Here is a 20,717-nt window from a genome sequence, read left to right as displayed (position 1 = left end):
GTATCGGCCATGGGCACCCGGGTCAGGTCTTTGGACATTCCTCCAAGGACGTAAGCCGCTTGATGGGGCAACTCGGATTAACGTACGATGACGCCTCCCCACCCGGCTCTCCTGCCGAGCCGAGCGAGAGGTACGACATCCCCTTCATGAGCACCACCACGCCCTCTGAAGGCGCGCTCGAAACGCGCGGCATCGAACCCGTCCCCCACGCCGAGCGGCACGCCAGGACCCGTGAGCTGTTCCCCACCTGGGTGGCCGCCAACATCAGCGTCCTGCTGCTGACCATGGGCGCAGGCCTGGTCGTCACCGGCGGCCTCAACTTCTGGCAGATCCTCGTGGTCGCAGCGGTCTCGCCGATCCTCAGCTACGGGATCGTCGGCCTGATATCCATCGCGGGCAAACGCGGCGGATCCCCCGGCATGACCCTGTCGCGCGCCGTCTTCGGCCAGCGCGGCAACTTCTTCCCCGGCTCACTGATCTGGGTCGCCCGCTGGGGCTGGGAGACGATCAACGCGGTGACCGGCGCGTATGCGATCCTCACCGTCCTCGACATCTGCTTCGGCGTGGAGGGCAGCGCGGCGCTGACAGTCGTCACGCTCGTCGCATTCGTCGCCGGTACGTTCCTGATCAGCGGCCTCGGCCGCAAGGTGCTGCATGTCTGCAGCACCTGGTCCACGTATCTCTTCGGCGCCTTCAGCGTCCTGGTGCTGGCGTATCTCGTGGCGCGCACCGACTGGTCCCAGGTCTTCGCCAGGCCCGCCGGATCCACGGCGATGATGGTCGCCGGCATCGGCACCCTCGCTGCCGGCGGCCTCAGCTGGGCGCCCTCTGCCCCGGACTTCACTCGCTATCTGCCGCGTACCGCCTCCAGCAGGGCCCTGGTCGGGCACTCGGTCGGCGGGGCGGGCATCGTCGTCCTGCCGCTCGTGCTGATGGGTGCGGTCATGGCGGTCAGCGTTCCCGACCTGTCGTCCGCATCGGACCCGGTGTCGTTCCTGGGCGAGCTACTGCCGACATGGATCGCCGTCCCGTATCTGGTGATGGCCCTGATCGGCATGCTGTTGATCAACTCGATGTCGATGTACTCGGCGGGCTTCACCGCGCAGACGCTCGGGGTAAGGGTCCCGCGCGCGTGGGCGGTCAGCGTCAACGCCGTGATCAGCCTGGTGCTCGGCTATCTGCTGATGAACGTGGCGACGAGCTTCATGGGGTCGTTCATCTCGTTCCTCACCCTGCTCGCGGTGGCGTTCTCCGCGTGGATCGGCGTCTTCGGCGTCGACATGCTGCGCAGGAGGACGTACGACGGTGAGGCGCTCATGGACACCGGGCGCACCAGCGCCTACTGGTACCGGGCCGGTTTCGCCTGGCAGGCGATGACCGCCTGGGGCGTCGCTCTCGTGGTGGGGCTGCTCTTCACGAAAGTCGACTGGTTCAGCGGCCCGCTGGCCACCTCCTGGGTCGGGCGCAACGGCCTGGGCTGGCTGACCACCATCGTCGTCGCGGCCGTGCTGTACTCGGTGCTGCCGAAGGCACCCGCCGCGGCGGTCCCCTCGGAGCGGGCGTCCGACGAGGCCGAACTCGTCGGCGTATGACCGCTCCCGCAGCCATCTGACCCTGTTCATCTGACGCTCCGTCAGCTAACGTCGCCCTTCGCCCGCCCATGGTGAAGGGGGACGTCAGCCATGCCCGTCACGGTCGTACGTTTCAATCTCGTCGATCCCGCCGCCACCCCGGCGTCGCTGAGTGCCCGATATCGCGCCGCGCTGGAGATGGCCACGTACGCCGACGACCGCGGTGTCACCACGGTGCAGACCGAGGAGCACCACGGCGTCCCGAACAACTGGCTCCCGTCGCCCTTCGCCTTCGCCGGCGCGGTCTTCGGCGCCACCCGCCAGATCGCCGTCACGGTGTCCGCGGTCATCGGCCCACTGCACGATCCGCTGCGGCTCGCGGAGGACATCGCCGTACTGGACCTGCTCAGTGGCGGACGGCTGGTGACCGTGGTGGGAATCGGCTACCGGCCCGAGGAGTACGCGGCCTTCGACGTGGAGTGGAAGCGGCGGGGCCGACTGCAGGACGAGCTGCTCGAGACGCTGCTCAAGGCGTGGACGGGAGAGCCGTTCGAGTTCCGCGGCCGTACGGTCCAGGTGACCCCCCGCCCGTACAACGAGCCGCATCCGCTGGTGCTGGTCGGCGGCTCGTCGCAGGCCGCCGCGCGCAGGGCCGCCCGGCTGGGGATGCCGTTCTTCCCCAGTGCGCACCTGCCGGAGCTGGAGGCGTACTACCAGGCACAGTGCGCCGAGTACGGTACCGAGGGGTTCTGCATGATGCCCGCCGCCGAGACCCCGCTGCTGCACATCGCCGAGGACCCGGACCGCGTGTGGGCCGAGTACGGCGAGCATTTCCTCCACGAGGCGCGTACGTACGCCTCCTGGCAGTCCTCGGACATCAAGTCCGCCGTGCGCTCGGCGGCGACGACGGTCGACGAGCTGCGCGACGAGGGCGTCTACCGCGTCGTCACCCCTGACGAGTGCGTGGGCCTGGGCGCGGAGAACTATGTGCTGCATCCGCTCTGCGGCGGGATGCCCGTCGACGAGGGTTGGCGCAGCCTGCACCTGTTCGCCGAGCAGGTGCTGCCGCGCCTGAAGGACTGAGTGACCGCGAATGTGCGGCGCCGCCCCCGGCTCGGGCAGAGGCCGAACCGGGGGCGGCGGAAGGGTCGAGGAGAGGGGCAGCGGGGACTTAGCCCATCTCCTCCAACGCCTTGCCCTTGGTCTCCTTCACGAACTTGAGCACGAAGGGGATCGAGAGCGCGGCGAAGACCGTGTAGATGATGTACGTCCCGGACAGGTTCCAGTCCGCCAGCGACGGGAAGGTCGCAGTGATCGCCCAGTTGGCGATCCACTGGGCGGAGGCGGCCACGCCGAGCGCCGCGGCACGGATCTTGTTCGGGAACATCTCGCCGAGCAGGACCCAGACGACCACACCCCAGGAGAGGGCGAAGAAGAGGACGAACAGATGCGCCGCGACCAGGGCGACCCAGCCCTGGGTGCTCGGCAGCTTCCCGTCCACGAGGTCGTAACTGAAGGCCCAGGCCTCCAGCGCGAGACCGATGACCATACCCACGGAACCGATGAGCGCGAGCGGCTTACGGCCGATCCTGTCGACGAAGATCATGGCGATCACGGTGCCGACGATGTTGATGATCGACGTGGTGAACGAGTACAGGAAGGACGCCGCCGGGTTGACGCCGACCGACTGCCACAGCGTCGCCGAGTAGTAGAACGCCACATTGATGCCGACGAACTGCTGGAATACGGAGAGACCGATGCCGATCCAGACGATCGGCTTGAAGAGGAAGCTGCCGCCGAGCAGGTCCTTGAACGTCGGCTTCTCCTCTCGGTGCATGGCGATCCGGATCTCCTCCACGCGGGCGTCGAGGTCGACGTCCTTGCCCTCGACCTCTTCAAGCACCTCACGGGCGCGCGCGTCCTTCCCCACCTCGATCAGATAGCGCGGCGACTCGGGGATGGCGAAGGAGAGCAGACCGTAGAGGATGGCCGGGATGACCATGACGCCCAGCATGACCTGCCAGGCCTCCAGGCCCATCAGCTGACCGCGCTGGTTGCCGCCCGCGGCGTTCAGGATGGCGTAGTTGACCAACTGCGAGATGGCGATGCCGACGACGATCGCGGCCTGCTGGAAGGAGCCGAGCCGTCCGCGGTACGCGGCCGGGGCGACCTCGGCGATGTAGGCGGGACCGATGACGGAGGCCATACCGATGGCGAAGCCGCCGACGATCCGCCAGAAGGCCAGGTCGTACAGGGCGAAGGGCAGCGCGGAACCGATGGCGCTGATGGTGAAGAGAATCGACGCGATCTGCATGCAGCGGATGCGGCCGATGCGGTCGGCGATCCGTCCGGCCGTGGCGGCACCGATGGCGCAGCCGATCAGCGCGATCGCGATCACCTGGGCGAGGGTCGCGGAGCCGATGTCGTAGCGATCCCGGATGGCCTCGACGGCGCCGTTGATCACGGCACTGTCGTAACCGAAGAGGAAGCCGCCCATCGCGGCCGCTGCCGCGATGAAGACGACGTGTGCAAGATGCTCTGGATGAGCTTCCCTGGCTCCGGATGCCGGTGCCTTCTCTGCGCTGGTCACGTGAGTACTCCTCGGGCCACCGGCAGCGTTGCCGGGGGTGGGGCAGGCCCTTCCAGTGGGGCACAACTTTGGGCGGCCCACCACCTGAAGGTAAAAGCAACGCCGCAGAGAATATGCGTTCAATTTTTGAAGTCAAGTGCTGGGGTTGGCACCGGACTCACCCCGCAGCCACGGCCAGCTGCATTCAAGGCTTGAATCAGGAGACGAGGCGACCTCGTTCGCGACCTCGTGCTTCGCCGATACATCGCAGGTCAGCGATGCCGTCAGCCGTTCAGTGATGCCGCCAGCGCCTCAGCGAAGCCGCTGACTGATCACCTTCGAGACGCCGTCGCCCTGCATCGACACGCCATAGAGCGCGTCCGCGACCTCCATCGTCCGCTTCTGGTGCGTGATCACGATCAGTTGTGAGCTCTCCTGGAGCTCCTGCATGATCCGGATCAGCCGCTGCAGGTTCGTGTCGTCGAGCGCGGCCTCGACCTCGTCCATCACATAGAACGGGCTCGGCCGCGCCTTGAAGATCGACACCAGCAGCGCCACCGCGGTCAGCGACCGCTCGCCGCCGGACAGCAGCGACAGCCGCTTCACCTTCTTCCCCGGAGGCCGTGCCTCGACATCGACGCCCGTGGTGAGCATGTTGTCGGGATCGGTCAGGATCAACCGGCCATCGCCGCCCGGGAAGAGCCGCGAGAACACTCCCTCGAACTCACGGGCCGTGTCCCGGTACGCCTCGGTGAAGACCTGCTCGACGCGCTCGTCGACCTCCTTCACCACCTGCAGGAGATCAGCCCGCGTCTTCTTCAGGTCCTCGAGCTGCTCGGAGAGGAAATTGTGACGTTCCTCCAGCGCTGCGAACTCCTCCAGCGCCAGCGGATTGACCTTTCCCAGCTGCTGATACGCCCGTTCGGCTGACTTGAGCCGCTTCTCCTGCTCGGCGCGGACGAAGCGCCGGGGCTGGTTGCGCGGATGCTCAGGGTCGTCGGGGAGTTCCTCGCCCTCGGCGGGGGGCGAGGGCGGCACGAGCTGGTCAGGACCGTACTCGGCGACGAGACCGGCCGGTTCCACACCGAGCTCCTCCAGTGCCTTCGCCTCCAGCTGCTCGATCCGCAGCCGCTTCTCGGCGCCGAGTACCTCCCCTCGGTGCACTGAATCCGTCAACTTGTCGAGTTCCGCCTTGAGATCGCGGCCGGCGTTGCGCGCGACGGTCAGCTCCTGCTCCCGGTCCGCCTTGGCACGCTCGGCGGCGGCGCGCTCCTCGTCGGCCCGCGCGAGGGACACCTCGACATGGGCCAGCAGCTGGCGCGCGCCGGAGCCCACGGCCTCGGCCACGGCGGCCTCGTGGCGCAGCCGGGCCCGCCGCTGTTCGGCACGCGCGCGTGCCTCTCGTTCCGCGCGGGCTGCCCGGTCGAGGGAGTCGGCCCGTCCGGCAAGCCCCTTGACCCGCTCCTCGTGCGTACGAACCTGGAGGCGGGCCTCCATCTCCGTCTGCCGGGCGTTGGCCCCGTCCGCCGCGAGCCGGTCGCGTACGGATGTGTCGGGCTCCTCCTCGACCGGCATCTCCTCGGCGACGGCCAGACGTTCGGCGAGTTCCTCGGCCTCCGCGACGGCCTTCTCCAGGGCCTCCTGGGCCTTCGCGGCAGCGGCGGCGCTCCGCTCGGCCTCGCCGGCCGCCCCACGCGCCTGCCCGGCGAGCCGGCCGAGCTGCTGCGCGACGGACGACTTCGCGCGGTCGGCGACCCGCCGCCGCTCCCCGAGCTCCTCGACGAGCGCGGCGCACTCCGTACGCCGCTCGGTGGCCTGATGCTGCTCCTCGGCCAGCTCCTCGCAGCGCACCGCGAGCTCTTCCAGCTCTGCCGCGGCCTCGTCCACCTGCGCCTGCACCTCCAGCAGGCTGGGCGCACCAGCGGAACCGCCGTGCGCGAAGTGCGCGCCCAGCACGTCCCCTTCGGCGGTGACGGCGACCAGCTCCGGGTGGCCGTAGACGAAGTCCTCGGCATCGTCGAGGGTGCCGACGACGACCATGTCCCGCACGAGCCGCCGCACGGCGGGCAGCAGTTCACCGGGGCCGCGGATCAGCTCGGCGACGAGGGGCGCGTCACCGGGCCCACCCGCCGGCGTGCCCCACCGTGTTCCGGCAACGGGCACCGCGGACCCGGATGTTCCGGCATCAGGCGATGCGGCATCCAAGGGATGGCCCACGCCCGCCGGGTCCACGCCACGCGCGCGTGCAGTCGCAGCAGCCTCCGGTTCCGGCGCCCCGCCGGCGACCCGGTACGCCTCCGAGCCAGGGAGGCCCACGCCGCCCGGATCGTCCGCGGCACCAGGCGCCATGTCCTCCACTGCCCGCCCGTCGGCGGCCGGAACGCCGCCACGCGCGCGTGGGGTCCCGGCAGCCTCCGGTTCCGGCGCCCCGCCCAGCAGCATCGCCGCGCGACCCGCGTCCTGTTTCCGCAGCAGGCGGATCGCTTCTGCTGCGGTCGACGGATTGGCCACGGCCACCGCGTCTGCAGCCGCACCGAGCGCGGCCGCCACCGCCACCTCGAAGCCAGGGGCGACCGACAGCAGTTCCGCCGCCGGGCCCAGCAGCCCCGTCAGGCGGTCCTTCGCCCCCAGCAGCGCACCCGTACCGTCCTTGCGCCGCAGCCCCAGCGCCAGGGCCTCATGCCGGGCGGCAAGGGCCGCGCGCTTGCGTTCTGCGGTGGTCGCCGCCTCTCGGGCAGCGGTCAGCGCGGCCTCCGCGTCGACGAGCCCCCGTCGGGCCGCGTCGTGCTGCTCGGCGAGGACCGCATCGCCCTCGTCGAGCCCGTCGACCTCGGCCTTGAGCTGTTCGTACTCCTCCTGGGCTGCGACCGCACGCTCCTGCGCGCCGTCGCGGGCGGCGGCCAGCCGGTCGATCTCGGCCTGGGCGGATGCGGCGCGCGAACGGGCCGCGTTGACCTGGCCGTTCAGCCGGGCGAGTCCCTCACGCCGGTCGGCGATGGCCCGCGCCACGTCCTTGAGGCGCCGCTCTTCGACGGCCAACTCTCGCTCGAGCTCCGCCCGGTGGGCCACCGTGTCCTCGAGCGCCCGCTCGGCGGCCTCCAACGCGGCTTCGAGCTCCGCCTCCTGCTCACGGATACGCGCGGCCTCGCGCTCCATATCCTCGGGGTCCCTGCCGCGGCGCTCCTCGGCGGGCACGGATGTGGCGCTCTTGACACGGGCGTCGGCCAGCGAGATCGTGCCGCGCACCCGCTCGGCGAGCTGCGACAGCTCGTACCAGGTCTGCTGGGCGCGTTGCAGACGCGGCGTGAGGCGGCGCACCTCGTCCTCCAGGTGCGCCTCCCGGGTGAGCGCCGCCTTCAACTCGGCCTCGGCCGCCTCCTTGCGCTGCTTGAGCGCGGCTTCGTCGGCGACCTCTGCCTGGAGCGCGTTGCGCAGCCGTACGAGATCGTCGGCGAGCAGCCGCAGCCGGGCGTCGCGGAGATCGGCCTGGATGACGGCGGCCCGGCGGGCGACGGCGGCCTGGCGTCCCAGCGGCTTGAGCTGGCGGCGCAGTTCGTCGGTCAGGTCCTGGACGCGGGCGAGGTTGGCTTGCATCGCGTCCAGCTTCCGTAGCGCCTTCTCCTTGCGCTTGCGGTGCTTGAGGACGCCGGCGGCCTCCTCGATGAACGCGCGGCGGCCCATCGGGTCGGCGTGAAGGACGGAGTCGAGCTGACCCTGCCCGACGATGACGTGCATCTCGCGGCCGATGCCGGAGTCGGACAGCAGTTCCTGGATGTCGAGCAGCCGGCAGGTGTCGCCGTTGATCTGGTACTCGCTGCCGCCGTTGCGGAACATGATCCGCGTGATGGTGACCTCGGCGTACTCGATGGGGAGTGCGCCGTCGGAGTTGTCGATGGTCAGGGACACCTCGGCGCGGCCGAGCGGGGGCCGCCCGGTGGTGCCGGCGAAGATGACGTCCTCCATCTTGCCGCCGCGCAGCGACTTGGCACCCTGCTCACCCATGACCCAGCTCAGCGCGTCCACGACATTGGACTTGCCCGACCCGTTGGGGCCGACGACACAGGTGATGCCGGGCTCAAATCGCAGCGTGGTCGCTGAGGCGAAGGATTTGAACCCGCGCAGGGTCAGGGCCTTGAGGTGCACGCCGCCGGACTCTACCTCTCTCCTGTCACCCGACACCGCTCCAGCACCGGGAATCCCCCTGGGCTCAATGCCCGGGAGGATCCCATCGCCCCTGTTGCCGCGACGTCCGGCCTCTCTGCATGCGGGGAGGCGTCCAGCGCGTCACCCTCCGGGGCCCTGCCGTCTCACTCCATGAACTTGCATGAACTTGCGGTTTCATCGATGAAGGTGCAGGGCACATCAGACGTTAAGAATGCCGTCGGGTGTGCGGGGGACATCTGTACGAACAGTACTAAGGGACGCCGAAGCGTCCCTTGAGGTTTCTCAAGCGGTTGACACGGACAGCCTGACCAGCTTGTTCATCAGGTGTGGTCAGGTGAGCGCAGGCTCCGCCTGGGGTACGTCGATGCTCTCCAGAAGCTGGTCGCCGTGGTGGTGAGAAGCGGCAGCCGCAAGTGCGTCGTTCTCGGCCTGGATCCGTACGAGCTCGGACTCCAGGTCCTGGACGCGCTGCTGAAGCCGTCGCATCTCGGCGAGAAGTCGCGGGTCAGAGCCGCCGACGTAACCGAGAAGCGCCTTTGCCATGATGGATGGTCCTCCACACTGAGTGACCGACCGAAGCGGTGTGGGTCGATGGGTCGTGAGGGAATCGCACCCGCGGTGCTTGACACTTTTCAGTTCAATGCTGCCGTTCTTACATGCCAAACAGCTGAGGTGCGCGGGGCTTCCAGCGTCTCACCAAAAAGTTTGACGGTCAACACGATCACGCCCCGCATCGGCGGGCAACCCGGGGGCATGCGACCGTAGAACGTGCGGCGCTGCCTCACTGCGGGGCCCTCAGGGCGTGGCGATCATCCTTCCCTGTGGAGCCTTCCACCGCAAGCGATTCTTGGCAACCACCAGGTCATTCCTGTCGAGGCGGGCGTCCGGAGCATGTCATGGGACCCCGGCCCGGGGGTTGGACTCAGCGAACGCCGAAGCCGTCGTAGCCGCCGCGCGGGGTGTCCCAGATCTCAGTGACCCCGTCGACTCTCCCGGGTGTGTCGCCGTTTCTCAGCCAGTCGAGCAGGCGCTCACAGTCGGCCCGGCGGCCCTCGGCGACGACCTGGACCCGTCCATCGCCCAGATTGAGAGCAAAACCACTCAGGCCGCCGATCTCCAGAGCCTTGGCCCGCGTGAACCAGCGGAAACCGACTCCCTGTACTCGTCCGCGTACCCATGCGGTGAGCCGGACATGTTCGTTCATGGGTGCACGCTAACCGGGCAATTGCTCAGGAGACACTTCGCCCTCTCGCGTCATGGGGTAGCGTCCCGATCCGTTGGACCTCACCCGTTCGGGTGCGCACTTGACCGCGAGACGAGGAAGGCCAAGGCATGGGACGCCACCGACGCTCCGCCGCCGGCAGCGCCGCCACGAGCCGCGCTGCAGCGGGCACCGGTCTGTACGCGGACAGTCTGTACGCGGACGCATACGCGCCCACCGCGCCCAATCCCGTGGCCAACCGCTCCGGCGGAGGGTCGCACCGCCGCAGGAAGCGGGCAGCGGCGCCGGTCCGTACGGGGCTGCTCGGCGTTTCCGCGGCCGTCGCCGTGGGCGCTGTCGCCATGGCTTCCGGCATACTGCCCGGCGGCGACAACTACCGGATCGGCGGGGGCAATCCCGACAAGGTCGAGGCCGCGGACTCCCCGTCGCAGCTGGAGACGCAGGGCGGCGGGAGCGCGAGCGCCGACGACCGCGAGACGGGCAACACGGGCCGCGGCACCGAGCGTTCCGCGTCGCCGTCCGCATCACCGTCGACGTCGTCGGCCAAGCCCTCAGCGACACCACCACAGAAGCCGTCGGCCAAGGAGACCGGCTCGGGCGGCTCCGGCTCCGGCTCCGGCTCCGGGGCGACGACGACGAGCCCGTCGCGTACCGCCGACGCCGAGACCGAGCAGCCCACCTCCGGCTCCGGCTCCGGTGAGCAGTCCGCCGAGAGCGCCGCCGAGGCTCAGGTGCTGACGCTGGTCAACAAGGAGCGGGCCGAGGCCGGCTGCAGCCCGGTGCGCACGGACAACGCGCTGGCCACGCTGGCCGCGGACCTCAGCGAGGACATGGCAGAGCGCGGATTCTTCTCGCACACAGATCCGGACGGCGACACACCGTGGGACCGTGCCGATGCGGCCGGAATCTCCGATCTCGGCGGCGAGAACATAGCCCGCGGGCAGGCCAACGCCCAGTCCGTGATGGACGCCTGGATGAACAGCCCCGGCCACCGGGCCAACATCCTCAACTGCGAGTACGAGACCATGGGTGTCGGCGCCGTTTTCGAGTCGGGCGGCCCGTGGTGGACCCAGGACTTCGGCTTCTGATCCGTTACCGAGCGTCGCTAACTTTTCGATAGCGCGCACCCTTGGCTAGCGCTGTGCGGCAGTATGGTGGCGTCATGAAACCCATCGCGCAGGCCGAGGGCGCCGTGGACTGTCAGGACCTGGCGTTCGATGTGTTCTCCAGGCATTGCCCCTCGCGCGGCACGCTCGAACACGTCACCGGTCGGTGGGGTGCGCTCACCCTCGGTGCCCTGCACGAGGGCAGCTTCCGCTTCAACGAGCTGCGCCGACGCGTGGACGGGGTCAGCGAGAAGATGCTCTCCCAGACGCTGCACGCGCTGGAGCGGGACGGACTGGTGCACCGCGAGGCGCAGCCCACCAACCCGCCACGCGTTGACTACGAACTGACACCCCTGGGCCGGGCGGTTGCGGAGCGCCTGATGGCTCTCATCCACTTCGTCGAGGGCCGGATGGACGAGGTGCTCGAAGCGCGTGCGTCGTACGACGCGAAGCGCAGCACCCTCGACGGCCGCGCGTAGCGCCTACGGAAGACGCCGCCTGGTGACCGGCAGGCGCTGACAGCGCGGGCAGAAATAGCTGGAACGGTTCATCCAGGGGCGTCGGCGCATGATGGTGCCGCAGCGCCGACACGGCTCGCCTTCCCGCCCGTATGCGTCCAGGGACCGGTCGAAGTAGCCCGACTCGCCGTTCACATTGACGTAGAGGCTGTCGAAGCTGGTGCCGCCGACGGCCAGTGCGGCGTTCATGACATCCCGGACATGGCCGAGGAGCTCGGTGGTACGGGGGCGGGTGAAGGTCGCGGTGGGGCGGTCGTAGTGCAGCTTGGCCCGCCACAGCGCCTCGTCCGCGTAGATGTTGCCCACGCCGCTGATCAGTGACTGGTCGAGCAGGGCGCGCTTGATCGTCGTACGGCGGCGGCGCAGGGCGGTGTGGAACGCGGCCTCGTCGAACTCGGGGTCCAGCGGGTCGCGCGCGATGTGCGCGATGACGTCGGGAAGACCGTCGAGGGTGTTCTCGTGCAGCGAGAGCCCGCCGAAGGTGCGCTGGTCGACGAACCGCAGTTCGGTCCCCAGGTCGTCGGCGAACCGGATCCGGATCCGCAGATGCTTCTCGTCGAGGGCCTCGGCCGGCTGGACGAGCAACTGTCCGCTCATGCCGAGATGGGCGAGAACGGAGGTGTTCGTGTCGGCGAGCGGCAGCCACAGGTACTTGCCGCGGCGGCTCGGGGCGCCTATGACGTGGCCCTTGAGGCGGTGCGTGAAGTCGTCCGGGCCGCCGATGTGGCGGCGTACGGCGCGGGGGTGCAGGACCTCGGCGTCGGCGACGGTGCGGTCGGCTGTCCAGCGGGCGAGTCCGCGCCGTACGACCTCTACTTCGGGCAACTCTGGCACGGGTCTCCTCCGGAGGTGCTTGCCGACGACTGGGGCGCCGCCCCACGCCTCGGCAGCGTACCTCCGCGTCTGCGGCGCCGGCCGGGGACCCCTACGGCGCCCAGGCGCCGCACCCGGCAATAGCGCGAGGCACGCCAGGCAGGCGCCGACCGCAAAGCGATGGGCGCGTGGGTCGTCATATGACCCACGCGCCCCGCCGTCAGGCCGTCGTCGGGGCCGACGCAACGTCGTCGGGGACCCCGTCGGAGGCGGCGGCTGTCGCGGCCTCCGTCTTCGCCCGCTCGTCCGCCGCCGCGCGAATCGCGCGCCACGCGGACTCCGCGGCCTGCTGCTCCGCTTCCTTCTTGCTGCGGCCGGTGCCGGTGCCGTACGAGACGCCTCCGACGCGGGCGGCAGCAGTGAAGGTCTTCTCGTGGTCGGGGCCGGTCTCCGTGACCAGGTACTCGGGTACGCCGAGGCCTTCGGTCGCGGTGAGCTCCTGGAGACTGGTCTTCCAGTCCAGGCCGGCTCCCAGGTTCGACGACTTCTCGATCAGCGGGTCGAAGAGGCGGTGCACCAGCTCCGCCGCCACGTCCAGCCCCTGGTCGAGATAGACCGCGCCGATCACTGCTTCCAGCGTGTCGGCGAGGATCGAGGCCTTGTCCCTGCCGCCCGTGCCTTCCTCGCCCCGGCCGAGCCGGACGAAGGCACCGAGGTCGAGCCCGCGGCCCACCTCCGCCAGCGCACGCGAGTTGACCACCGCGGCCCGCAGCTTGGCCAGCTGGCCTTCGGGCAGGTCGGGGTGGGTGCGGTACAGCGTGTCCGTGACGACGAGGCCGAGCACCGAGTCCCCGAGGAACTCGAGCCGCTCGTTCGTCGGCAGACCGCCGTTCTCGTATGCGTAGGAACGGTGGGTCAGCGCACGCACCAGAAGGGCGGACTCGAGCTTGTACCCGAGCCGCCCTTCCAGAAGCGTGTGGGACGAGGCCGTGTTGTCCGCCTTGTTCTTGACGGTCGATTCCGCCTTGGCGTCAGACATCGCGCCTCTCACCAGCCGCTCAGACCTCGAGGACCTGGCGCTTGTTGTAGGTGCCACAAGCGGGGCACGCGATGTGCTGCTGCTTGGGCTCGTGGCAGCGCTCGCACGCAACCAGGGTGGGGACCGCAGCCTTCCACTGCGACCGGCGGTGGCGCGTGTTGCTGCGCGACATCTTCCGCTTCGGAACAGCCACGGCTACTTCTCCTGCTTCTCGTCGACGCCCGCTTCGGCGCCGCTCATCTCGTCCTTCTCGCCGTCCTGAATGGTCTCGGCGAGTCCCTGCAGTGCCGCCCAACGGATGTCGACGGCGTCATGGTGGTGGTCCGGGTCGTCCGCCAGCCGCGCTCCGCACTGGGAGCACAGACCCGGGCAGTCTTCCTGGCACACCGGCTGCATCGGCAGTGCGAGCACCACCGCATCGCGCAGCACGGGCTCGAGGTCGAACAGGCCGTCCTCGATAAAGAGCCTGTCCTCGTCGTCCTCGGCGTCGTCGCCCGGTTCCGCGATCACACGGCCCCGGTCGTCGGCGTCAGGGTACGAGAACATCTCCTGGAAGTCCGCTTCGAGCTCCAGCCCGAGCGGCTCCAGACACCTTACGCACTCCCCCTCGGCGCGCGCACGGGCGGTCCCTGTGACGAGCACCCCTTCCATGACCGACTCCAGCCGGAGTTCGAGCTCGACCGGAGCGCCTTCCGGCACTCCGATCACTCCCTGGAGACCGAAGTCCTTGGGAGCGTCGATCGTGCGGGTCAGGCGCTGAAGCGCACCAGGACGCCGCCCCAGCTCGTGTGTGTCGAACACGAGGGGGTTGCGGTGGTCGAGGCGGGCGTTCAGGGCCGTTCCTGCTTTCGATCGTCGAAGGTCGGGGGAGAGCCGCTCCGTCGTGGCCTCACCGGAATGAGGACCCGACGTTCGAGCAGCACGGATCGCGGGCGGTCTGCGAAGTCAGCGCAGCGCAAGCGCGACCGAAGAGCCAGGATACTGGACCTTTCGCTCTCGGCCCAATCCGCGCTTCGCCGGCCCCCCGGCTCGGAACCGGCGTGGGCTTAGCGCCCCTGTTCGTACTGGCGCAACTGCTCCGCGCTGATCATGCTCGTGTCGAAGAGGCTGGTCTCGTCGAGTGCGGCCGTCCCGTCCCCCGGCCGGCCGTGGCCGTATCCCTGCTCCTGGCCCTGCCCCGGGTCGTACGCCTGCTGCGGCTGCTGCCCGCTCTGGTCGTAGGCCTGCTGGTAGCCGTACGGGTCCTGCTGCCCGTAGGGCTGCTGGTAGCCGTACTGGTCCTGCTGCTGGTACGCGTAGGGGTCCTGATGGATGGGGGCACCTCCCGCTCGAGCGAAGTCGAGAGTAGGCGAGTACGCATCCTGCTGCTGGTAGGGCTGCTGGGCCGGGATGTGTGCGTCGGTCGCCGACCCGGACTGCGCTGGGGCTGACTGGGGCTGCGAGCCGAACGGGGAGGGCTCGGCCGGGTCTGCCAGCTGCGCGAGGTCCGCCAGGTACTCGGCGTCACTGGTGTGCTGGTGCGCCAAGCCGTCGGGGCCGAGCGCGCCCAGCTCGTCGGTGGCGATGCGGCCGTGGAGCTTCTGCCGGCCGCGGCCGACCGCCTCCAGCGTCTTGGCGAGCACCGCCTCGAAGGCGCCCAGCTTCGTGTCGACGTACTGGTCGGCGGTGCGGCGCAGGGTCTCGGGGTCGTGGCTGCGCTGGGGGGCGTCCTCGTCCTCGTAGCCCTGCTCGTCGAGGCCCGGTCCTGTGCCCAGCAGCTTCTCGCGGCCGCGGCCGACGGAGCCGAGGGTCTTGTTGAGGACCACCTCGAAGTTGGCGAGCTTGGAGTCGACGTAGTCGTCGGCCTCGGCGCGGATCTCCTCGGCTGCCTTGCGGGCCTCGTCGAGGATGCGCTCCGCCTCGCTCTGCGAGCGCCGGGCGATCTCCGTGTCGGAGATCAGCGAACCGCGCTCGGCGTGCGCGCTCTCGATGATCCGCTCGGCCTCCTGGCGGGCCTGCTCGACCATCTGCTCGCGGTCGCCGATGAGCTCCTGGGCCTGCGCCAGGGAGCCGGGCAGCGCCTGACGTACTTCCTCGAGCATCGAAAGCAGCTCGGCACGGTTCACCACGCAGGAGGCCGACATGGGCATGGAGCGGGCATTGCCGACCGCCGCGACGATCTCATCGAGCTTCTTCTGCACGTCCACCGGCGCTCGCCACTCTCTACAGCTGTGTTGAAGACGGACAAGGCGACTGTACGGGCAGTCCGCTGCGGCCCGACACCGGGTGACGGCCAGTCAGGGCTTCAGTCCTTGCCGAGGCGCTTCTTGAGGGCCTCCAGGACCACTGGCGGCACCAGGTGGGAGACGTCGCCGCCCCAGGTCGCGACCTCCTTGACGAGCGAGGAGGAGAGGAAGCTGTAGGTGGGGTTGGTCGGGACGAAGAGCGTCTCGACGCCGGTGAGGCCGTTGTTCATCTGGGCCATCTGCAGCTCGTAGTCGAAGTCGCTGACGGCGCGCAGGCCCTTGACGATGGCCGGGATGTCGCGCTCCTTGCAGAAGTCGACGAGGAGGCCGTGGAAGGACTCGACCTCGACATTGCCGAACTCCGCGGTGACCTCGCGGATCAGCTCGATCCGCTCCTCGATGGTGAACAGGCCCTTCTTGGACTGATTGATCATCACCGCGACGTGCACCACGTCGTAGAGCTTGGAGGCTCGGGCGATGATGTCGAGGTGTCCGTTGGTGATGGGGTCGAACGACCCCGGACAGACGGCGCGGCGCAACTTGAGTCCCTCGCTCTCCGGTCCGGTCATGGTGCGTCTTCGCACGTAGAGGCGGCGCGACCGTACCAAAAGGTCCCCTCGCCGTAACGACGGGCCCTGATCGCTTCGAAGCCGTCCGGCCACCTGAATTCGCCGCCCCTGGTGCTTCGCTCCACGGTGACGAGGGCATCGGCCGCGAGCCAGCCCCCGGTGCGGAGTGTGAGCAGAATCTCGCGAAGATCGTCGTCTGAGACGGCGTACGGCGGGTCGAGAAAGACCAGGTCGTACGGGTCGGACGGGGCCGGTCCCGCGATGATCTGGGCGGCTTTTCCGGTACGTACGTCTGCTCCCGGAAGTCCCAGAGTGCGCACGTTCTCGCGGACGGTGCGGGCGGCTCGGCCGTCGGCCTCGACGAGAAGGGCATGCGTGGCACCGCGGGACAGCGCCTCAAGCCCGACGGCCCCCGAACCGGCGTACAGATCGGCTATCCGGACGCCTTCGAGCGGGCCCATGAGGGACTCCCACGTGGAGAAGAGGCCCTCGCGTGCGCGGTCGGATGTGGGGCGGGTGCCGTTGCCCGGCGGTACGGCGAGGCGGCGTCCGCCGGCCCGGCCGGCGATCACGCGGGTCATCTCTGTCCTTGTCGGAGTACGTGCGCGTTGGTCACGCCTTCAGTTTCCCAGCCCCCGTGCCTCCATTCTGTCAGTCCTCACCTGGCTGCGGCTCTGTCAGCCCTTGTCCAGGTACTGCTCGCGCTCCTCGTCCAGCAGTGCGTCCAGGGCCGTGCGCAGGCCGGGGAGATGCTCGAGCTCCGGGTCCTGGGCGACGACGGCTGCCGCTTCCTCGCGGGCCTCGGCGATGATCTCCTCGTCGTCGATGACGGTGAGCATCCGCAGGGAGGAGCGGACGCCGGACTGGGCCTGGCCGAGGACGTCGCCCTCGCGGCGCTGCTCCAGGTCGATACGGGAGAGCTCGAAGCCGTCCAGTGTCGCTGCGACGGCATTGAGCCGGGCCCTGGCAGCGCTCGCCTCGGGCATCTCGGAGACCAGCAGGCACAGGCCCGGGGCCGAGCCACGGCCTACGCGGCCGCGCAGCTGGTGGAGCTGGGAGACGCCGAAGCGGTCCGCGTCCATGATCACCATCGCCGTGGCGTTCGGGACGTTCACCCCCACCTCGATGACCGTCGTCGCGACCAGGACGTCCGTCTCGCCGGCGGCGAAGCGGCGCATCACGACGTCCTTGTCGTCGGGCTGCATACGGCCGTGCAGGATCTCCACCTTGAGGCCCTTCAACGGGCCTTGTGCGAGCTGCTCGGCGACGTCCAGGACAGCGAGCGGCGGGCGCTTCTCCGCCTCGTCCTCGGGCGACTTCTTCTTGCCCTTGGCCTCCGGCTCCTCGTCGCCGATGCGCGGGCACACGACGTACGCCTGGTGGCCCTGCTCCACTTCCTCGCGCACGCGCTCCCAGGCGCGCGCCAGGAAGTGCGGTTTGTCCTGGGCAGGTACGACATGGCTGGCGATCGGTGAGCGTCCGGCGGGGAGCTGGTCGAGGACCGAGGTCTCCAGATCGCCGAAGACCGTCATCGCTACCGTGCGCGGGATGGGCGTCGCGGTCATGACCAGGAGGTGCGGCGGCTGCTTGCCCTTGCCGCGCAGGGCGTCGCGCTGCTCCACACCGAAGCGGTGCTGCTCGTCGACGACGACCAGGCCGAGGTCGTGGAACTGCACCTTGTCCTCGATCAGGGCGTGCGTACCGATGACGATCCCGGCCTCGCCGGTGACCAGGTCGAGCAGGGCCTGGCGGCGGGCCGCTGCGCCCATGGAACCGGTGAGGAGGACGACCTTGGTGGCCTGCTCGGCGCCGCCGAGCATCCCTCCCTCTGCCAGCTCGCCCATCATCTCGGTGATCGACCGGTGGTGCTGCTGGGCCAGGACTTCCGTGGGCGCGAGCATCGCGGCCTGGCCGCCCGCGTCGACGACGGCGAGCATCGCGCGCAGAGCCACCATCGTCTTACCCGAACCGACCTCGCCCTGGAGGAGGCGGTGCATCGGGTGCTCGGCGGCCAGGTCGTCGAAGATCTCCTTGGAGACCTTCTCCTGGCCTTCCGTGAGCGTGAAGGGCAGCCTGGCGTCGAAGGCGGCGAGCAGGCCGTCCGGCTTGGGCTTGCGTGCCACGGCGGGGAGCTGGGTGTCCGCGTACCGCCGCCGGGCCAGGGCGACCTGCAGCACGAACGCCTCGTCCCACTTCAGGCGCGCGCGGGCGTCCGCGATGTCCGCCTTCGTACTCGGCCTGTGGATCTTGAGGAGCGCTTCGGGGAGCGGGACGAGTCCGCGCCCCTCACGCAAGGCGGGCGGCAGCGGATCGACGGCCTCCCGGGCGCTGGGCAGCACCGTGTCCACCGACTTGGCGATCTTCCAGGACTCCAGCTTCGCCGTGGCCGGATAGATCGGGATGAGCGCTCCGGCCCACGAATCCACGGTCTCGCCGTCCTCGCCGCCGCGCAGCAGCTGGTACGCGGGGTGGGCCAGCTGCAGCTTGCGGTTGAAGACGGAGACCTTGCCCGCGAACATCGCGCGCGTGCCGGGCAGCAGGTCCTTGTGGGGCTTGTGCACGCCCTTGCCGAAGAAGACCAGCTGCAGCTGGCCGCTGCCGTCGGTGATGACCACCTCGAGGCGCTGGCCGCTGCCGCCCCTGAACTTCATGATCCGGGCGCTCGCGACCTGCGCGACCACCGTGACGTGCTCGTCCAGCGGGAGGTCGGCGAGGCGCGTGAGCTCGCCCCGCTCGGCATACCGCCGGGGGTAGTGGTGCAGCAGGTCGCCGACGGTGTGCAGGCCGAGGTGCTCGGCCATCACCTTCGCTGTGGCGGGGCCGATCACTTTCTTCAGGGGTTCTTCGAGCACGGGCACGAGATCCATTGCACACCACGGCACTGACAAAGCCGTAGACGTCCGGGGAATCCGCGACGCAGGCGGGCCGGCTTACCGGGCCGTTCCCGGCTTACTCGACGCCGATCAGCATCGGTGCCGCCTGCCGGCCGCCGCGGTAGACCACCGTGTCGACGGCCAGGTAGTTCTCGCGTACGTGCTGCTCAAGGCCGTCGGCCGTGGCATCGGGTACGTCGTCGCCGAGGACGAGCGTGACCATCTCGCCTCCCGCCGCCAGCATGCGGTCGAGGACCGTTTCCGCGACGGCCGCGACCTCGGAGCCGATCACGGCGACATCGCCGTCGATCAGCCCCAGCACATCGCCGGCCTGGCAGATGCCGGCCATGGTCCAGGACTGCCGCTCCGCGACGACGACTTCGGCGTGCCGGGTCGCACCGGCCGCCGAGGTCATCGCGACGACGTCCTCGTCGAAGCGGCGGTCCGGCTCGTGGACGGCGAGGGCGGCGATGCCCTGGACGGCTGAGCGGGTGGGGATCAGTGCGACGCGCAGGCCCTCGGAGCGGGCCTGCTCCGCTGCCGCCGCCGCGGTGTGGCGCAGCTCGGCGTCGTTGGGCAGCAACACCACCTCGCGCGCGTGGGCGTGCCGGATGGCGTCGACGAGCTCGCCGCTCGCGGGCCTCTCCCCCGGGCTCACCGGCACTGTCGTCGCCCCGGCCTCGGCGTACAGAACCCGCAGGCCCTCGCCCGGCACGACCGCCACGATGGCGCGCTGCGCCCGCTCCCGGGGCGGCTGCACGGCGGATGCCGTGTGTGCGTCCTCCGCGCCGAAGTGTGTGATGCGGATCCGGTAGGGCCGCCCGGCCTCGACGCCGGCCTCGACGGCGGCGCCCGCGTCGTCGACGTGTACGTGGACGTTCCACAGGCCGTCGCCCCCGACGACGACGAGGGAGTCCCCGAGGGCGTCGAGCCGGGTGCGCAGCAGGGCCACGGCCGCGTCGTCGGCCTCCAGCAGGTAGATCACCTCGAATGCCGGGCTCGCCCCGTCCACCGGATCGTCCGGGCAGGCCTCCGCCGCGTCCACGCGCGCGTGGGGCTCGCGGTCCACCCGCGTGTGGGGGCCGCGACTGTGCTTCTCTGCGGCTGAGGACGGGCCTCCCACGCGCGCGTGCAGCGCGTCCGCCGGCGTCGGCGGCTCCCCCGTGAAGGTCTGGACGAGTGCGCCGAGGAGCGCCAGGAGGCCCCGCCCGCCCGCATCGACCACGCCCGCCTGCCCGAGCACCGCCAGTTGCCCGGGAGTGGCGTCGAGCGCCGCCCGCGCCCCCTTGTAGGCGGCTCGCGCCACCGTCGCGCAGTCGCCCTCGGTCCCCTCGGCCGCATCCGCCGCCGCGGACGCCACCGTCAGGACGGTGCCCTCGACGGGGTGCGCCACGGCTTCGTACGCGGACTCCGCCGCCCGCCGCAGCGCGAGCCGCAGACGGGGGCCGTCGGCGTGAGAGGTCTCACTCGCCGTCTTCACAGCGGCCTGGCTTTCCGCGGCCCCTGTGGCGGGTGCATGCGCAGCCCCTCCCGCCGTGCTCGCCGCAGGCGAGGCTTCGGCACGCGGGTTCCCCGCGGCCAGCACCTGGGCCATACCGCGCAGCAGCTGCGCCACGATCGTGCCGGAGTTTCCGCGGGCCCCGATCAGCGCGCCATGGGCCATGGCGCGCATCGCCTCGGCCGTGGAGGGCTGCTGCGGTTCGAGGCCCTGGAACGCCGCCTCGACGGCCTGGGCGGCCGACTCGACGGTCAGATACAGATTCGTGCCGGTGTCACCGTCCGCGACCGGATAGACGTTGATCGCGTCGATCTCCTCGCGGGCCCGTCCGAGGGCTTCCAGGGCCAGACCGCACCAGGCGCGCACAGCGACAGCGTCGAACCTCTGCGGCACCTGCGGCACCTGCGCCTCCTCGTCGAGCAGCTGGACTGGGACGCAGCGTAGACCCCGGACGGCCCCCTTCCGGAAGAGGGCCGGGGCGGTGGCCGCGGGCGAGGGTGTGGAGCAGAGGCCGGAGCAGCCATGGTAATTTCGTTGTACCGAGGCAGCC

17 protein-coding genes are annotated in these 20,717 nt (G+C 70.0%); 4 read left to right on the top strand and 13 right to left on the bottom strand.

What is annotated here, in order from left to right; genetic code table 11:
• Nucleotides 1-146 precede the first annotated feature (146 nt).
• Nucleotides 147-1,592 carry a purine-cytosine permease family protein gene (locus tag H1D24_RS02815; RefSeq protein ID WP_181655695.1) on the top strand — a complete coding sequence of 482 codons (1,446 nt, stop codon included), beginning with the start codon at nucleotides 147-149 and terminating at the stop codon, nucleotides 1,590-1,592.
• A gap of 90 nt (nucleotides 1,593-1,682) precedes the next feature.
• The gene (locus tag H1D24_RS02810; protein ID WP_181655694.1) at nucleotides 1,683-2,654 is read left to right on the top strand and encodes an LLM class flavin-dependent oxidoreductase; all 972 of its coding nucleotides are present in this window, start codon (nucleotides 1,683-1,685) and stop codon (nucleotides 2,652-2,654) included.
• Between the two features lie 88 nt (nucleotides 2,655-2,742).
• Here the strand turns inward: H1D24_RS02810 and H1D24_RS02805 are convergent, their stop codons facing one another.
• From H1D24_RS02805 to H1D24_RS02790, 4 genes are all read right to left on the bottom strand, one after another.
• On the bottom strand, nucleotides 2,743-4,161 hold the full coding sequence (locus H1D24_RS02805) for a sugar porter family MFS transporter (RefSeq protein ID WP_181655693.1): 1,419 nt from the start codon (nucleotides 4,159-4,161) through the stop codon (nucleotides 2,743-2,745).
• A 291-nt stretch (nucleotides 4,162-4,452) separates the two neighbouring features.
• Complete coding sequence (locus H1D24_RS02800; protein ID WP_181655692.1) at nucleotides 4,453-8,283, bottom strand: SMC hinge domain-related protein; 3,831 nt, start codon at nucleotides 8,281-8,283, stop codon at nucleotides 4,453-4,455.
• Between the two features lie 351 nt (nucleotides 8,284-8,634).
• Entirely contained in the window at nucleotides 8,635-8,847 is a 213-nt protein-coding gene (locus H1D24_RS02795; protein ID WP_181655691.1) for a hypothetical protein, read from the bottom strand.
• A gap of 379 nt (nucleotides 8,848-9,226) precedes the next feature.
• Nucleotides 9,227-9,508: an acylphosphatase gene (locus tag H1D24_RS02790; protein WP_181655690.1), complete on the bottom strand. Its 282-nt coding sequence runs from the start codon at nucleotides 9,506-9,508 to the stop codon at nucleotides 9,227-9,229.
• A 128-nt stretch (nucleotides 9,509-9,636) separates the two neighbouring features.
• On the opposite strand from H1D24_RS02790, the gene H1D24_RS02785 reads away from it, so the two are divergent.
• Both H1D24_RS02785 and H1D24_RS02780 read left to right on the top strand, forming a co-directional pair.
• Nucleotides 9,637-10,614, top strand: a complete 978-nt coding sequence (locus H1D24_RS02785) for a CAP domain-containing protein (protein WP_181655689.1) — start codon at nucleotides 9,637-9,639, stop codon at nucleotides 10,612-10,614.
• 74 nt (nucleotides 10,615-10,688) lie between these two features.
• The gene (locus H1D24_RS02780; RefSeq protein WP_181655688.1) at nucleotides 10,689-11,111 is read left to right on the top strand and encodes a winged helix-turn-helix transcriptional regulator; all 423 of its coding nucleotides are present in this window, start codon (nucleotides 10,689-10,691) and stop codon (nucleotides 11,109-11,111) included.
• Between the two features lie 3 nt (nucleotides 11,112-11,114).
• On the opposite strand, the gene mutM is transcribed toward H1D24_RS02780, so the two are convergent.
• The 9 genes from mutM to fakA form a co-directional block, all read right to left on the bottom strand.
• A complete protein-coding gene (gene mutM, locus H1D24_RS02775) occupies nucleotides 11,115-11,984 on the bottom strand; it encodes a bifunctional DNA-formamidopyrimidine glycosylase/DNA-(apurinic or apyrimidinic site) lyase (protein WP_181655687.1) in 870 nt (289 codons plus the stop codon).
• A 199-nt stretch (nucleotides 11,985-12,183) separates the two neighbouring features.
• Nucleotides 12,184-13,002 (bottom strand): ribonuclease III, encoded by an 819-nt coding sequence (rnc, locus tag H1D24_RS02770; RefSeq protein WP_181655686.1) that lies wholly within the window; start codon nucleotides 13,000-13,002, stop codon nucleotides 12,184-12,186.
• A 19-nt stretch (nucleotides 13,003-13,021) separates the two neighbouring features.
• The gene (gene rpmF, locus H1D24_RS02765) at nucleotides 13,022-13,195 is read right to left on the bottom strand and encodes a 50S ribosomal protein L32 (RefSeq protein WP_028802425.1); all 174 of its coding nucleotides are present in this window, start codon (nucleotides 13,193-13,195) and stop codon (nucleotides 13,022-13,024) included.
• Nucleotides 13,196-13,197: 2 nt separating this feature from the next.
• A complete protein-coding gene (locus tag H1D24_RS02760; protein ID WP_181655904.1) occupies nucleotides 13,198-13,836 on the bottom strand; it encodes a YceD family protein in 639 nt (212 codons plus the stop codon).
• 212 nt (nucleotides 13,837-14,048) lie between these two features.
• Nucleotides 14,049-15,188 (bottom strand): F0F1 ATP synthase subunit B, encoded by a 1,140-nt coding sequence (locus tag H1D24_RS02755; RefSeq protein ID WP_181655685.1) that lies wholly within the window; start codon nucleotides 15,186-15,188, stop codon nucleotides 14,049-14,051.
• A 98-nt stretch (nucleotides 15,189-15,286) separates the two neighbouring features.
• Nucleotides 15,287-15,766, bottom strand: coding sequence for a pantetheine-phosphate adenylyltransferase (gene coaD / locus H1D24_RS02750; RefSeq protein WP_181655903.1), 480 nt, complete (start codon nucleotides 15,764-15,766; stop codon nucleotides 15,287-15,289).
• A 26-nt stretch (nucleotides 15,767-15,792) separates the two neighbouring features.
• Nucleotides 15,793-16,377: a 16S rRNA (guanine(966)-N(2))-methyltransferase RsmD gene (gene rsmD / locus H1D24_RS02745; RefSeq protein ID WP_181655684.1), complete on the bottom strand. Its 585-nt coding sequence runs from the start codon at nucleotides 16,375-16,377 to the stop codon at nucleotides 15,793-15,795.
• 96 nt (nucleotides 16,378-16,473) lie between these two features.
• Nucleotides 16,474-18,663, bottom strand: a complete 2,190-nt coding sequence (gene recG, locus H1D24_RS02740) for an ATP-dependent DNA helicase RecG (protein WP_181655683.1) — start codon at nucleotides 18,661-18,663, stop codon at nucleotides 16,474-16,476.
• An 82-nt stretch (nucleotides 18,664-18,745) separates the two neighbouring features.
• A complete protein-coding gene (fakA, locus tag H1D24_RS02735) occupies nucleotides 18,746-20,569 on the bottom strand; it encodes a DAK2 domain-containing protein (RefSeq protein ID WP_181655682.1) in 1,824 nt (607 codons plus the stop codon).
• Between the last annotated feature and the right edge of the window lie 148 nt (nucleotides 20,570-20,717).

Source organism: Streptomyces himalayensis subsp. himalayensis, assembly GCF_013778455.1.
Lineage (GTDB): Bacteria > Actinomycetota > Actinomycetes > Streptomycetales > Streptomycetaceae > Streptomyces > Streptomyces himalayensis.
The sequence above is the reverse complement of the archived record's forward strand: the minus strand, read 5'-3'. Positions and strand labels throughout refer to the sequence as shown.

What these genes read in the sequence shown, in the direction of transcription:
- H1D24_RS02815 (WP_181655695.1), top strand. Translation starts at nt 147, where the DNA reads ATGAGCACCACCACGCCCTCTGAAGGCGCGCTCGAAACGCGCGGCATC.
- H1D24_RS02810 (WP_181655694.1), top strand. Translation starts at nt 1,683, where the DNA reads ATGCCCGTCACGGTCGTACGTTTCAATCTCGTCGATCCCGCCGCCACC.
- H1D24_RS02795 (WP_181655691.1), bottom strand. Translation starts at nt 8,847, where the DNA reads ATGGCAAAGGCGCTTCTCGGTTACGTCGGCGGCTCTGACCCGCGACTT.
- H1D24_RS02790 (WP_181655690.1), bottom strand. Translation starts at nt 9,508, where the DNA reads ATGAACGAACATGTCCGGCTCACCGCATGGGTACGCGGACGAGTACAG.
- H1D24_RS02785 (WP_181655689.1), top strand. Translation starts at nt 9,637, where the DNA reads ATGGGACGCCACCGACGCTCCGCCGCCGGCAGCGCCGCCACGAGCCGC.
- H1D24_RS02780 (WP_181655688.1), top strand. Translation starts at nt 10,689, where the DNA reads ATGAAACCCATCGCGCAGGCCGAGGGCGCCGTGGACTGTCAGGACCTG.
- rnc (WP_181655686.1), bottom strand. Translation starts at nt 13,002, where the DNA reads ATGTCTGACGCCAAGGCGGAATCGACCGTCAAGAACAAGGCGGACAAC.
- rsmD (WP_181655684.1), bottom strand. Translation starts at nt 16,377, where the DNA reads ATGACCCGCGTGATCGCCGGCCGGGCCGGCGGACGCCGCCTCGCCGTA.
- recG (WP_181655683.1), bottom strand. Translation starts at nt 18,663, where the DNA reads ATGGATCTCGTGCCCGTGCTCGAAGAACCCCTGAAGAAAGTGATCGGC.